The sequence below is a fragment of the Serratia sp. SM04 genome (assembly GCF_040280225.1).
GTDB lineage: Bacteria > Pseudomonadota > Gammaproteobacteria > Enterobacterales > Enterobacteriaceae > Serratia > Serratia sarumanii.
The window spans coordinates 17,673-31,078 of sequence record NZ_JBEOQT010000007.1 but is presented as its reverse complement, the minus strand read 5'-3'; the positions used below and the strand labels follow the sequence as shown (position 1 = coordinate 31,078).

Here is a 13,406-nt window from a genome sequence, read left to right as displayed (position 1 = left end):
TCCCATTTTGCACTGAGCTGCCCTTGCAAAAATGATACTGCCGTCTCATTATATAAATACATTAATCAATTTAATTTAAATGCCAACACCAGGGCACCTAAAAAAATATAATACATTAATTTTTAAAATAAAAATTAGAAGCACCTCGGAAAACCCATGAAAGATACTTCAAATTTTGTCTATATTGCTACCACAGCAGATACGAAAGGACAAGAGTTGGAGTATGTGCGGCGGCTGATTGCCAGCCTGGATTTACCCACGCGAACCGTCGATCTCTCCACCCGTAGCTTGCCGTTTGACTCCCCGGCCGATATCGGCCCAGAAGAGGTCGCTCGCCACCATCCGGCGGGCGCCGGCGCGGTCTTCTGCGCCAGCCGCGGCCAGGCGATCGCCGCCATGGCGACCGCTTTCGAACGCTTTATCCTGACGCGCCGCGATATCGCCGCCCTGCTTGGCCTGGGCGGCTCCGGCGGCACAGCCATCATCACGCCGGCCATGCAGCAACTGCCGATCGGTCTGCCGAAAGTGATGGTCTCGAGCATGGCGGCGGGTGACGTTTCCGCCTATGTCGGCGCCAGCGATATCAGCATGCTGTATTCGGTCACCGATCTCGCCGGCCTGAATCGCATCTCGCGACGGGTGCTGGGCAACGCGGCGTGCCAGATAGCCGGCGCAGTCCGCTTCGCCGCCGTCGACTCTCACGACGACAAGCCGGCGATCGGCCTGACAATGTTTGGCGTCACCACGCCCTGCGTTCAGGCATTGATTGCCGAGTTGGGATCGCAATGGGATTGTCTGACGTTTCATGCGACCGGCAGCGGCGGCAGAGCGTTGGAAAAACTGATCGATAGCCGCCAACTGCACGGCGCCATCGATTTGACCACCACCGAAGTGGCCGATCACCTGTTTGGCGGCGTGCTGCCCTGCAATACCGATCGTTTCGGTGCCATCGCGCGTACCGGCATCCCGTGCGTGCTCTCCTGCGGCGCGATCGACATGATCAACTTCGGCGCGCCGAACACGGTGCCGGCTCGCTATGCCAACCGTCTGCGCCACCCTCACAACCCGCAAGTGACGCTGGTGCGCACCAGCGCGCGGGAGAATGCGTTAATGGGGCGTTGGATGGGCGAAAAAATCAACGCCTGCGCGGGCGAAGTGCGTTTCGTTATCCCGGCGGGCGGCGTATCGGCTCTGGACGCGCCCGGGCAACCGTTCTGGGATCCGGCGGCGCTGGCCGCCTTTACGCAAGCGCTGGAAGAAACGGTGCGCGCCACCGACAAACGCCGGTTGATAAAAACGCCTTATCATATTAACGACCCGCGCTTTGCTCAGGCCGTTGCCGAGCAGTTCCGGCACATGGTCAGCGGAGAATGATTATCACTCACTGCATAGCCTGCCAGTGATAACGCCAAATAGAAAAAGGGCCAGACAAATAGTCTGGCCCTTTATTATTCACCGCGAGCGGATATTACTGATCGGAGGACATCTGCGCCTTCATTTTATTCATGTGGTCCATCATCTTTTGCTCACGTTTCTGATAATTCTCATTGTATTGTTTTTTCTGCTCAGGGGTCAGCAGGTTATACATTTTATTTTCCGCTTTGGCGCGCTCCAGCATGCGTTCGGATTGCGCTTTACCGATCGCGTCAATTTGCGCCTTCGCCTTCGCTTCGTCAAAGCTGTCGGAAGCGACCAGATTGTGCAGCGCCTGGCGCTCCTCTTTCATGCCCGGCCCGCGCTTCTGGTGCGACTCTTTCATGATATCGCGCATCTGCTGGCGCTGCTGCTCGGTCAGGTTCAGCCCGGCGAACGGGCCGCCTTTGCCTTCACCCTTGTGATGCATCATTTTCATCGGCGCCGCATCCGCCGCCGGGGCAGTGGTGTCTGCAGCGAACGCCGCGGAAGCAGAACCCAGGGCCAGCGTGGAAGCAATAAATAAAGCCGTCAATTTACGCATAATCATTTCCTTAAAAGTTTTTCTTCATCAGGAGCGCTGTACGTTAACAGGCTCATTCGTCGTCGGAGATAATAATAGGCTGATAAATTTCAAGTAATGCGAGGGTGTGTAAACTTTTTAAAACCCGTCTCGGATTTATTCACCAATTATGAGAAAACTATGAAGATGGCGTTTATTTGATGGAAATTTTAATTTCCCGGCAACAATCCCCCCGGTGGAGTTATTTTTCCGCTTTCCCCTTACCGTTATAATTTACTCGCCTGCACGGCAACCTTGCATCAACCGTTTTCCGATAACGGGGGAAGTCAGTACCAGCATCACAGGATCCGATGTTCTCCTACACTTTAAGACAACCGGCCGCCGGGCGACGTTTACACCGCAAAACTAATCATTGCTTATATAATAGTTTCCATCACCCGCCCCGCCTGTGAAAACCTGTTATATGATGCACAGATGCGTACGGCGATCGCTTTCGGGCCAACAGGCTGCCCGGAGCTGTGCTGACCGGCCGCCCGTGCTCTTTTGAGGAATCATCATGCCCGCAGACCAAGGCCCTGAGCTTCTTAACGCCCACTTCGGCACCCAAAGCCCCCACTGGCGGCTGGCGTTTGACAGCAATGCCCTGGAGCTGTCCGCCGTTAAAGGCAAAGCCCACGTCGCGGTGGCGCTCAGTGCCATGGAAGCGGCGAAAATCCGTCGCCTGACCGGCGTCACCGCCAGCCTGGAGCTGACCATTACGCTAGCCGGTGCACCGCTGCATCTGCATCTGGTCGGCCGCCGCGTCAACAACCTCGAATGGGCGGGCACCGCTTCCGCCTTCAGCGACACCCAATCTGTGGCGCGCGACCTGGTGCACGGCCTCTCCTTCGCCGAGCAGGTGGTGTCCGAAGCCAACTCGGTGATCGTGATCGTCGATCAACACGGCCGCATTCAGCGTTTCAACCGGCTGAGCGAGGAGTATACCGGGCTGCACGAACACGAGGTGATCGGCAAAAACGTTTTCCAGCTGTTTATGAGCCCGGAAGAAGCCGCCGCTTCGCGGCGCAACATCGCCGGCTTCTTCCGCAACGGTTCGTCCTATGAGGTGGAACGCTGGGTAAAGACGGTCAAGGGCGAACGGCTGTTCCTGTTCCGCAATAAGTTCGTGCACAGCGGCAGCGGCAAAAACGAAGTCTTTCTGATCTGCTCCGGTACCGACATCACCGAAGAACGCCGGGCGCAGGAGCGGCTGCGGGTGCTGGCCAACACCGATCTCATCACCGGCCTGCCGAACCGTAACGCCATCCAGGACAAGATCAATCACGCCATCGCCACGCGCGGCGAAGAGAGTTTCGGCCTGGTGTACCTCGATCTCGACAACTTCAAAAAGGTCAACGACGCCTACGGCCATATGTTCGGCGATCGGCTGCTGGTCGAGGTCGCGCTGGCGATCCTCGGCTGCCTGGGCCCGGACCAGGTGCTCGCCCGCCTCGGCGGCGACGAATTCCTGGTGCTGGCACCGCAAGCCGATCGCGAGCGCCTGCAAACGCTGGCGCAGCGCATCATCGACAGGCTGAAAACCCCTTTCCGCATCGGCCTGATTGAGGTGTATACCGGCTGTTCGATCGGCATCGCGCTGTGCCCGGAGCACGGCAACGATCTCGACAGCCTGATCCGCAGCGCCGATACCGCCATGTACGTCGCCAAGGAGCACGGCAAACGCACCTATACCGTCTTCTCGCCGGAGATGAATAAACGCGTCGCCGAATACATGTGGCTGGACACCAATCTGCGCAAAGGGCTGGAGCAAAATCAGCTGGTGCTGTATTACCAGCCGAAAATCGACGCGCGCAGCGGTGAAGTGCACAGCGTGGAAGCGCTGGTGCGCTGGGATTCGCCGGAGCGCGGCCTGATCCCGCCGCTGCAGTTCATTTCCTACGCCGAGGAGTCCGGCCTGATCGGCCCGCTCGGCCAATGGGTGCTGCAGACCGCCGCCGGGCAGGCGGCGCAGTGGCAAGAACAGGGCTTGAATCTGCGGGTGGCGGTCAACCTCTCTGCCCGTCAGCTGGCCGATGACAGCATCGTCAACGACCTGCTCGGGGTGCTGCGCCGTCACCGCATGGCCCCCTGTCTGCTGGACTTCGAGTTGACCGAAAGCAGCCTGATTGAAGACGAGAACCGCGCACGCGCGTTGATCACCCGGCTGCGCGAACTGGGCGCGCAGGTGCATCTCGACGACTTCGGCACCGGCTATTCGTCGCTGGCGCAGCTGGCGCGCATTCCTCTGGACGCCATTAAGCTGGATAAAAGCTTCGTGCGTGGGGTGAATTTCAACCCAGTATCGCAATCGTTGGTGCGCGCGATCGTTGCGGCGGCGGAGGCGTTGGCGTTCCGGGTGATCGCCGAAGGGGTGGAGACCGAGAGCGAAAACCACTTCCTCGACGAGGTCGGCGTGGACGAAAAACAGGGCTTTCTGTTTGCGCGGCCAATGCTCCCGGAACAGCTGGAGCATTGGCTGCAGTCCTATCGCCCGCGCTCACCCTCCGCATGAGGCGGGCGCGTTAAGGTTAGCCGGCACGACGCAGGTTCAGGGTATGGCGATCCTGCAACATCACCAGCCGCTCGATGTAGGCGCGGTCTTTTTCCTCAATGGTAAAGGCCGAGTGCACCCAATCTTCGGTAATGTCCATCAGCTCGGAACGCGTCAGCTGCAACACGCGCTGACGCGCCCGCAGCATGGCGCGCATGCCGTTGAGCTTCGGCCGGATGGTATCGATGAAGGTGCGCGTCGCCATGTAGGCGTCGCCGGGCTGGAACAGCTGATCCACCAGCCCGCGGCTCTCGAACCACTCTGCGGTATGCGACTCGCCGCCCCAAATCAGCTCCTCGGCCAAGCGCATGCCCGCCTTGCGCGCCACCAGCGAGTAACCGCCCATACCGGGAAACAGATTGAACGCGATCTCCGGAAACCCCATGCGCGCATTGTTCTGCGCCAGCACGAAATGGTGCGCCAACGCCGCTTCAAAGCCGCCCCCCAGCGCGCTGCCTTCGACCATCGCAATGCTGACCGCGCCGGTGTCGAAACCGCGAGCCGCCGCATGCACGCAGTCGATGCAGGCGCGCGCGTAGGCCATCATCGCCTCGCGCTTGCGGTTTTTGATCGCGTCGGCGAAGAACTGCAGATCGCCGCCGACGTTGAACATGTTCGGCACCAGCGAGCCGGTGACCCAGAAATCGAACCGCAGCGAAGATTCCTTCGCCGCCTGCGCCAGCGTCATGATGTCTTCGATCAGCGCCTGGTTGAAGCAGGGGCGCGGCGCGGCGCGCAGCAGCATCCACATGATGTGCCGCCCCTCTTCATAGTAGGCGGACAGCTGCGACAGATTGCCCGCTTCGGTAAACGGGCGGCAGGTGGGGTGATTAAGCAATTTCATAAGACCTTCCAGTTTTTCTGTTGATGACGGATGAGACCGTTCCAGCCCCTACGGCTGCAGCGGAGCGGCGAGCGGCAAAGCGCAACGCCACATCATGAGTAAACGCTTTCTCGCCGACGAAACAGATAAAAATTGGAGGTAGGAAAGTGAAAAAAACCGAGGCGCCACGGGGTTTTCATAGGAATTTTACCTATCTGCCCCTCCCCGGCATTTCATGCCGGGCGCTAACGCGCTAAGCTCGGAAAATGACCGTTTGCCGCCCCGGCGTTCAAAACGCCGCGGGGCTTTGGCTATAATCAACGCTGAAACATGCCGTTTAACGTTAAGGAAATCGTGAAGTAATGCCTACAGGACCAGACCAGGAACGCCACCAGCCCGCACAAGACACGCCGCCGAAGCCGCTTATCGCCATCAAGACCGGCCATGAGACCCTCGACCGCCGCATCGGTGGTTTTTCACGTCTGATTGAACGTATCAAAGCCTGGCCGAGCGTGGCGCACCTGCTGCGCGCGGCCGAACGCTTTAACGATCGGCTGGGCAGCCAGTTCGGCGCCGCCATCACCTATTTTTCATTCCTCTCGCTGATCCCGATCCTGATGGTATCGTTCGCTGCCGCCGGCTTCGTGCTGGCCTCCAACCCGGATCTGCTGGCCCGCTTGATCAACCGGATCGTCGGCAGCATCAGCGATCCGACGCTGGCCAGCACGCTGAAGAACACCGTCAATACCGCCATTCAGCAGCGCACCACCGTGGGGTTGACCGGCCTGGCGCTGGCGCTCTATTCCGGCATCAGCTGGATGGGCAATCTGCGCGAGGCGATCCGCGCGCAGTCGCGCGATGTCTGGGAGCGCAATCCGCAGGATCAGGAGAAAATCTACTTCAAATACACCCGCGACTTCATCTCGCTGACCGGCCTGGTGGTCGCGCTGATTATCACGCTGTCGCTGACCTCGGTCGCTGGGTCGGCGCAGGCGGCGATCGTCAACGCGCTGGGGCTGGACGGCATCGAATGGCTTCGGCCGGCGCTGACGACGATCGCGCTGTCGATCTCGATCTTCGCCAACTATCTGCTGTTCCTGTGGATTTTCTGGATGCTGCCGCGCCACAAACCGAAGAAAAAAGCGCTGCTGCGCGGCACCTTGCTCGCCGCCATCGGCTTTGAAGTGATCAAGTTCGTGATGACCATGACGCTGCCGCAGGTGGCGAAGTCGCCTTCCGGCGCGGCCTTCGGATCGGTGATCGGGCTGATGGCGTTCTTCTACTTCTTCGCTCGTTTGACGCTGTTTTGCGCCGCCTGGATCGCCACCGCCGACTACAAAGGCGACAAAGCGTTGCCGGAACGCGAGCCGCCAGCGCGCTGAAGCCATGCAATCGTGCCGGTGTTATCGCACACACCGGCACGTTCATCTGGTTAACAGCCAAAAAACCAGTCAATACATCTGAATCGCACGGTGCGCCATCCGGAAACCAGCATAACAAACTGCCCAGTCACTTTTCTTTGCCGTTTTTACAGCCATTCCCTCTGCGCGAACTCCATTTCTCAACGTTTAACGCTGCAGAAAAGAAGCCCGGTAAAACATTAGTCTTTTTAACCGGTTAGGAGCGGCGTTGCCCAAAGCTCCCGCGTTGAAAAGGCCGCATGCTGTCACTAAGATGGATTTTTACCCCCTCTAACGATAAGAAATATTATGCAAGCCACCATCGCACCCCCACTCGACGCCGACGAGGCGTCCACACCGGTGAACTCCCGCGGGAAAGTCATCGTCGCCTCGCTGGTCGGCACCGCCATCGAGTTCTTCGACTTCTACATCTACGCCACCGCCGCGGTGATCGTGTTCCCGCACATCTTCTTCCCGCAGGGCGACCCGACCACCGCGACGCTGCAGTCGCTGGCCACCTTCGCCGTCGCCTTTGTCGCGCGCCCTATCGGCTCTGCGCTGTTCGGCCACTTCGGCGATCGGGTAGGGCGCAAGGTCACGCTGGTCGCCTCGCTGCTGACCATGGGGATTTCCACCGTGCTGATCGGCCTGCTGCCAAGCTATGAAACCATCGGCATCTTCGCCCCTATCCTGCTGGCGCTGGCGCGCTTTGGGCAGGGTCTGGGGCTGGGCGGCGAATGGGGCGGCGCCGCCCTGCTGGCGACGGAGAACGCGCCGGCCAAAAAGCGCGCGCTGTACGGCTCCTTCCCGCAGTTGGGCGCGCCGATCGGCTTCTTCTTCGCCAACGGCACCTTCCTGCTGCTCTCCTGGCTGCTGAGCGACCAGCAGTTTATGGATTGGGGCTGGCGCGTGCCGTTCATCCTCTCCGCGGCGCTGGTGCTGATCGGCCTGTACGTTCGGGTATCGCTGCATGAAACGCCGGTGTTCGCCAAAGTGGCCAAGGCCGGCAAACAGGTGAAAGTGCCGCTCGGCACGCTGCTGAGCAAGCATCTGAAAGCCACTATCCTCGGCACCTTCATCATGCTGGCGACCTACACGCTGTTTTATCTGATGACGGTGTATTCGATGACCTACGGCACCGCGCCGCAGCCGCTGGGCCTCGGCTACTCCCGCAACAGCTTCCTGTGGATGCTGATGGTGGCGGTGATCGGCTTCGGCGTGATGGTGCCGATCGCCGGCCTGCTGGCGGATGCGTTCGGCCGCCGCAAGACCATGATCGCCATTACCCTGCTGATGATCGGCTTCGCGTTCCTGTTCCCGCCCCTGCTGGGTTCCGGCAATCAGGCGCTGGTGATGGGCTTTCTGCTGTGCGGCCTGAGCATCATGGGGCTGACCTTTGGCCCGATGGGCGCGCTGCTGCCGGAGCTGTTCCCGACCGAAGTGCGCTATACCGGCGCATCGTTCTCCTACAACGTCGCGTCGATCCTCGGCGCGTCCGTGGCGCCTTATATCGCCACCTGGCTGGCGGCCCACTACGGGCTGTTCTACGTCGGCATGTATCTGGCGGCGATGGCCGGGTTGACGCTGCTGGCCCTGCTGTTGATGAAAGAAACCCGCCACCGGTCGCTGTGATCCCCTGCGGCCCCCTCACTGCGGGGGCCGCACGCGTTGTTCGTTTACTGTCATAAAACCGGGCTATGCTGGATGTTTCTCTCGGTAACAGGATCGGCCGATGTCTCTGCGTCGTGGGGTATTTGTCTGCGTTGCGCTGCTGGCGGCTCTCGCCATCGCGCTCTATTACGGGTTGAAGCCTGATCATCCCGATGCGCTGTGGCGCATCGTCAGCCAGCAATGTCTGCCCAATCAGCAAGCGCATGACAACCCGGCGCCCTGCGCGCAGGTAGATGTGCCGGCCGGCTTCGTGGTGTTTAAAGATCGCAACGGGCCGCTGCAATACCTGCTGATGCCCAGCGCCAAAATCACCGGGATAGAAAGCCCGGCAGTGCTGGACGCCACCACGCCGAATTTCTTCGCCCAGGCCTGGCGCGCGCGCCACGTGATGGCGGAACGCTATGGCAAACCGATCGACGATGGCGATATTTCACTGGCGATCAACTCGGAATATGGCCGCACGCAAAACCAGCTGCACATTCATATCTCCTGCCTGCTGCCGGCGGTAAAACAGCGGCTGGCGCAGATCGGCCCCGATTTTATCGATCAATGGCAACCGCTGCCCGGCGGCCTGTTGGGGCATGACTATCTGGGGCGGCGGGTGACCCCCGCCGAACTGGAACAACAGGGCGCCTTCCGCCTGTTGGCTTCCGGCCTGCCGCGCGCCGAAGGGCGCATGGGCAGCTTCGGCCTGGCGATGACCGCGCTGCCGGACGGCGATTTCCTGCTGCTGGCGACCGAGCGCAGCCTGCTGCCGTTTACCCTGGCCTCGGCGGAAGAGATCCAGGATCACGACTGCCGGCTGCTCACGCCGCCGCCGCACGCCTGACTATTTTTTGCCTTTCATCTCCCGCAGGATCTGCCCGCACTGGTTCTCCTCGCCGCCTTCACTGGGTGAAACCAGCGCCAGCAGCGCCGCCGCCGGCGTCAGCACCGCGCCCAACGCCACCGCCGCCGCGCCGCGGGCGATCAGCGGCCCGGCTTTGACGCCGGCGTCGGGGTGCTTGAAGGTGCCTTTCACGTACAGCGGCGAGCGCAGGGTCAGCACGCGCATCCCCTTGCTTTCCGGATCGATGGACAAATCCAGCCGTTCGGTGGCGAGGTTGGTGTTGCCGGTGATGTTGATCACCGCGTTCTCGGTGTCGAACACGAACAGCCGCGGCGCGGCGACGCCGTTGCGGATGCCGACGTCCGCCGCCGCGCAGTTGATGCCCACCACATCGTCACCGAACAGCTGCGCCACCAGATAGTTGCCGACGTTCAGGCCAAGGATCTCCATCAGGCTGCGGCTGATCACCCCGTTATTGATCAACAGGCGCAGGTCGCCGTTGCTGGTCGCCAGCAGCTCGGCTACCGAATTGCCGCTGCCCGTCAGCCTGGCGTCGCCGTTCATCTGCCCGAGGCTGCGCTTCATCGCCGCCACGTTCGGCAACAGCTGTTTGAGCTGGAGTTTGCGCGCGTGCATATCCACCTGGCCGCGCATCGGCTTTTTGCCGCCGTCGAGGCGCACCACGGCGTTCAGGCTGCCGCCCGCCATGCCGAAGCGCAGCGGATCCAGGCGCAGTTCGCCATTGTTCAGCTTCAGATGCGTGGCCAGATCGCTCAGCGGCAAATCGCTGCCGCGTTCGATACGCGCGGCGGCAAACTTCACGTCCGCATCCATCTTGCGCCAGCTTTGCGTATCAAACTGTTCGACCGGCAGCACTTTATCCGCCGGCTGGCGGCTCTTCTCGCCGCGCCCGGCTTTGGCGGCGTTGGAGTCCGCGCCGATCAGCGGCGCCAGATCCGCCAACCTCAGTTGCCGGGAGCGCACCGCGCCGCTCAGCGTCGGCCGCGGCTTACCGGCAACGTATTTCAAATCGCCGTGAATGTCGCTGTCACCGATTTTGCCGTCGAATTTCTGATATTCGAACACGGCGCCGCCCGGCTGATGCAGGCGGGCAATCAGATGGCCATCGGTCGCATACGGCGGCGTGTTCGGCAGCAGCACGCCGGTCAGGCCATAGAGATTACCCAGGCTTTCGCCGGAAAATTTCAGCTGCACGTCCAGCCCGCCGAGGTTCAGCGGATCGGTCAAGGTGCCCGCCACCGCCACTCGGGTACTGCCGGAGCGCACGTCGGCCTGCAGCGGGAACGGCAGATCGGCGCTCTGCAGCGACAGCATGCCGCCAATCTTGCCGCTGCCGCTCAGCGGCTCGCCGTTGTATTTGCCCTTGACCTGCCAACCGAAGACGTAGTCAGGAGTGGCGGCCTTGCCGCTGCTCTGTTTGCCGGTCACTTCACTGAACGGCAGCGGTTTGCCGAGCGGATCGATGACGGCGCGGAAGTCCGCCTTCAGCGTGGCGTCTTTAAAGGCGATCTGCCCCTTGTCGAACACGATGTCGTGAACGGTGAACGACCAGTCGGAAGGCGGTTGCTGCGGATCCTGGCCAGCGGCCAGGTCAAACGTCCAGTTGTTGTCGCCGTTGGCCAGGCGTTGCAACGACGCATTCGGCTGCTTGAGCCAAATGCGCGGGATCAGCAGTTCTTTCTTCAGCAACGCCAGCGGTGCGATGCTGGCGTCGACGCGCTGCAGCGTCACCATGCTGTCGCCGGGCATGTTTTTCGGGTTACCCAGCCACACGTCTTCGGCGTGAATATGCGGCCAGGGCACCCAGGCGCGCCAGCCGCCCTCATCCCGGTTACGCGACCAGTCGACGCCCAGATCGCCGCGGATGGCGAACGGCCGCCGCAGTTCGGCCGACACTTTGTCGTTGATGGTGGGCTTGAGTCGATTCCAGTCGAAGGTAGCGATGAAGATCGCCAGCGCGGCGACCGCCAGCAGCACAATGCCGCCCAGCCAGCTGAAAACCTTTCCTGTTCTTGTCATAGGGCTCCCTCAGCACATAAACCGGGCTGCCGAATGAAAGGAAAAGGAATGAGCAGCCCCGTTTAAGATTAGCTGAGGATAGGCCGGAGTTCACGCCGGCGCGCCGGGCGCGGCGAACAGCGTCGGTACGCTGTGTAAAGTTTCAAAGCATGCCGGGCGGGAAAGATAGTAACCCTGCGCGGCCAACGCGCCGGAACGCTGTACCAGCCGCCACTCCTGCTCGGTTTCCACGCCTTCGACGATCACCCCGTCGCTGTGCTGGTTCATCATCTTGATCAGGGTGCCGAGCAGCTGCACGCCCTCTTCAGACTGTTTAAGCAAGGTGAACAATTCGCGCGCTACCTTGATGTATTGATAGCGCCAGGCGCCGACGGCGGAGAAGTTGGCCAGCCCGCTGCCGAAATCGTCCAGCCACAGCCGTTCGCCGCCGACCATCTGGTGCAACGGGCGGTTTGACGCTGTTTCGGCGTGCTCCACCAGTTCGAAGCGCAGATAGGGCATCTCGGCGATCTGCCGCTGCAGCTCGCTATGGCGCTGCAACGCTTGCAGCGCCATGCCGTCGATATTGACCGACACCATCACCGCGTGGCGAATGAACAATGCCTGCCAGCGCTGCAACAGCTCCAGCTGTTCCTGGATCACCCGCAAACGCTGGGCGACGCCGAGCGAGGAAAAATACTGTTCCGGGGATTGCCGTTTGTCCGGTTCATTCGGGTGATATACCGCCGTCAGCAGTTCCACCGCCAGCAGCGCGCCGCTGGTGCGATAAATCGGCTGGAAGGTATACAAGCGCCGGCATTGCCGCCAGTAGCGCCGCGATTTGGCGCAGGCATAGAGGGCAAAACAGGGCGCCAGCAGACCCGAGATCAGGTTGGTTATCATCGGTACTATCGCCGTGGCGGGGAAGTGAGAGCGCTGCCGCTGTTTCTTTACCCAGCTTATCGGCCGCGCCGCGCAAAACTTTAAGCACGAATTGCCGCACGGTTTCTTCTTCACCCTGTTTTGGCATGGGCCGATCGCGATCATAAAAAAATCAAAACACCGTTTTAATTTATTGACTCCCTCACCGCCTTGCGTGGAGACTGGCGGTTGTTGCTTCTTCTTTAGCCAGGGCTTATTGACGATGACTATCCGAAATCTCGCCGTGATCGGCGAATGCATGATCGAACTGTCGCAGCAGGGCGCACAGCTGACGCGCGGCTTTGGCGGCGATACCCTCAACACCGCCGTCTACCTCGCCCGCCAAATGCCGGAACAGACGCTGCAGGTGCATTACGTCACCGCGCTCGGCACCGACAGCTTCAGCGACGAGATGCTGCAGGCCTGGCGGCAGGAGAAGATCGAGACCGGGCTGATTCAGCGGTTGGAAAACAAACTGCCGGGCCTGTACGTGATCGAAACCGACGCCGCCGGCGAACGCACCTTCTACTACTGGCGCAACGACGCCGCCGCCCGGTATTGGCTGGCGGGCCCCCAGGCCGAGGTACTGTGCGCCCAGCTGGCGCAGTTCGATTACCTGTACCTCAGCGGCATTAGCCTGGCGATCCTCGCGCCTGCCGACCGCACGAAGCTGCTGGCGCTGTTGCGCCGCTGCCGCGCCAACGGCGGCCAGGTTATCTTCGACAATAACTATCGCCCGCGCCTGTGGCCCAGCCGTGAGGAAACGCAGCAGGCCTACCGTGAGGTGCTGGCCTGCACCGACATCGCCTTCCTGACGCTGGATGACGAAGAGTCGCTGTGGGGAGCGCAGCCGGTTGAACAGGTGGTGGCGCGCACGCAGGCGCTCGGCGTCGGTGAGATCGTTATCAAACGCGGCGCGGATGCCTGTCTGGTGTTCAGCGTGGAGGGAGAGCGGCTTGAGGTGCCGGCCATCGCGCTGCCGCCGGATCGCGTGGTGGATACCACCGCGGCGGGCGACTCTTTCAGCGCCGGTTACCTGGCGGAACGCCTGAACGGCGGCAGCGCCCAACAGGCGGCGCAGCGCGGCCACCTGCTCGCCGCAACGGTGATCCAACACCGCGGCGCCATCATTCCCGCAGCGGCGATGCCCGCATAGCCAATAAGGCGGCGGCGAGGTAGCCTCGCCGCCCGCACAATAGATCCCAGAAGCATTGATG

The 13,406-nt window shown here is 61.2% G+C and carries 10 protein-coding genes; 6 read left to right on the top strand and 4 right to left on the bottom strand.

Translation table 11 applies throughout. The annotated features are described in order from the left end of the window. Positions 1-156 precede the first annotated feature (156 nt). Positions 157-1,374, top strand: a complete 1,218-nt coding sequence (locus ABTW55_RS11765; protein WP_060423905.1) for a Tm-1-like ATP-binding domain-containing protein — start codon at positions 157-159, stop codon at positions 1,372-1,374. Between the two features lie 94 nt (positions 1,375-1,468). Here the strand turns inward: ABTW55_RS11765 and spy are convergent, their stop codons facing one another. Next, positions 1,469-1,957: an ATP-independent periplasmic protein-refolding chaperone Spy gene (gene spy / locus ABTW55_RS11760; protein WP_033636398.1), complete on the bottom strand. Its 489-nt coding sequence runs from the start codon at positions 1,955-1,957 to the stop codon at positions 1,469-1,471. Between the two features lie 535 nt (positions 1,958-2,492). Between spy and pdeR the strand changes: the two genes are divergently transcribed. Further along, entirely contained in the window at positions 2,493-4,487 is a 1,995-nt protein-coding gene (pdeR, locus tag ABTW55_RS11755; protein WP_033654492.1) for a cyclic di-GMP phosphodiesterase, read from the top strand. 16 nt (positions 4,488-4,503) lie between these two features. Here the strand turns inward: pdeR and ABTW55_RS11750 are convergent, their stop codons facing one another. Continuing rightward, positions 4,504-5,370, bottom strand: coding sequence for a crotonase/enoyl-CoA hydratase family protein (locus tag ABTW55_RS11750; protein WP_033636400.1), 867 nt, complete (start codon positions 5,368-5,370; stop codon positions 4,504-4,506). A 341-nt stretch (positions 5,371-5,711) separates the two neighbouring features. Between ABTW55_RS11750 and yhjD the strand changes: the two genes are divergently transcribed. The 3 genes from yhjD (at position 5,712) to ABTW55_RS11735 (ending at position 9,249) form a co-directional block, all read left to right on the top strand. Beyond that, positions 5,712-6,731 carry an inner membrane protein YhjD gene (yhjD, locus tag ABTW55_RS11745; protein WP_033654493.1) on the top strand — a complete coding sequence of 340 codons (1,020 nt, stop codon included), beginning with the start codon at positions 5,712-5,714 and terminating at the stop codon, positions 6,729-6,731. Positions 6,732-7,058: 327 nt separating this feature from the next. After that, positions 7,059-8,381, top strand: a complete 1,323-nt coding sequence (locus ABTW55_RS11740; protein WP_039569733.1) for an MFS transporter — start codon at positions 7,059-7,061, stop codon at positions 8,379-8,381. A gap of 100 nt (positions 8,382-8,481) precedes the next feature. Beyond that, the gene (locus tag ABTW55_RS11735; protein ID WP_033654494.1) at positions 8,482-9,249 is read left to right on the top strand and encodes a CDP-diacylglycerol diphosphatase; all 768 of its coding nucleotides are present in this window, start codon (positions 8,482-8,484) and stop codon (positions 9,247-9,249) included. On the opposite strand, the gene ABTW55_RS11730 is transcribed toward ABTW55_RS11735, so the two are convergent. Further along, a complete protein-coding gene (locus ABTW55_RS11730; RefSeq protein WP_060423902.1) occupies positions 9,250-11,289 on the bottom strand; it encodes an AsmA family protein in 2,040 nt (679 codons plus the stop codon). 90 nt (positions 11,290-11,379) lie between these two features. Then, a complete protein-coding gene (pdeH, locus tag ABTW55_RS11725) occupies positions 11,380-12,171 on the bottom strand; it encodes a cyclic-guanylate-specific phosphodiesterase (RefSeq protein WP_060423899.1) in 792 nt (263 codons plus the stop codon). Positions 12,172-12,412: 241 nt separating this feature from the next. On the opposite strand from pdeH, the gene ABTW55_RS11720 reads away from it, so the two are divergent. Further along, a complete protein-coding gene (locus ABTW55_RS11720) occupies positions 12,413-13,345 on the top strand; it encodes a sugar kinase (RefSeq protein ID WP_060423896.1) in 933 nt (310 codons plus the stop codon). The last annotated feature ends 61 nt before the right edge of the window (positions 13,346-13,406 follow it).

Excerpts from the sequence above, each read along its gene's own strand:
- ABTW55_RS11765 (WP_060423905.1), top strand. The coding sequence starts at position 157 with ATGAAAGATACTTCAAATTTTGTCTATATTGCTACCACAGCAGATACG.
- spy (WP_033636398.1), bottom strand. The coding sequence starts at position 1,957 with ATGCGTAAATTGACGGCTTTATTTATTGCTTCCACGCTGGCCCTGGGT.
- pdeR (WP_033654492.1), top strand. The coding sequence starts at position 2,493 with ATGCCCGCAGACCAAGGCCCTGAGCTTCTTAACGCCCACTTCGGCACC.
- ABTW55_RS11750 (WP_033636400.1), bottom strand. The coding sequence starts at position 5,370 with ATGAAATTGCTTAATCACCCCACCTGCCGCCCGTTTACCGAAGCGGGC.
- yhjD (WP_033654493.1), top strand. The coding sequence starts at position 5,712 with ATGCCTACAGGACCAGACCAGGAACGCCACCAGCCCGCACAAGACACG.
- ABTW55_RS11740 (WP_039569733.1), top strand. The coding sequence starts at position 7,059 with ATGCAAGCCACCATCGCACCCCCACTCGACGCCGACGAGGCGTCCACA.
- ABTW55_RS11735 (WP_033654494.1), top strand. The coding sequence starts at position 8,482 with ATGTCTCTGCGTCGTGGGGTATTTGTCTGCGTTGCGCTGCTGGCGGCT.
- ABTW55_RS11730 (WP_060423902.1), bottom strand. The coding sequence starts at position 11,289 with ATGACAAGAACAGGAAAGGTTTTCAGCTGGCTGGGCGGCATTGTGCTG.
- pdeH (WP_060423899.1), bottom strand. The coding sequence starts at position 12,171 with ATGATAACCAACCTGATCTCGGGTCTGCTGGCGCCCTGTTTTGCCCTC.
- ABTW55_RS11720 (WP_060423896.1), top strand. The coding sequence starts at position 12,413 with ATGACTATCCGAAATCTCGCCGTGATCGGCGAATGCATGATCGAACTG.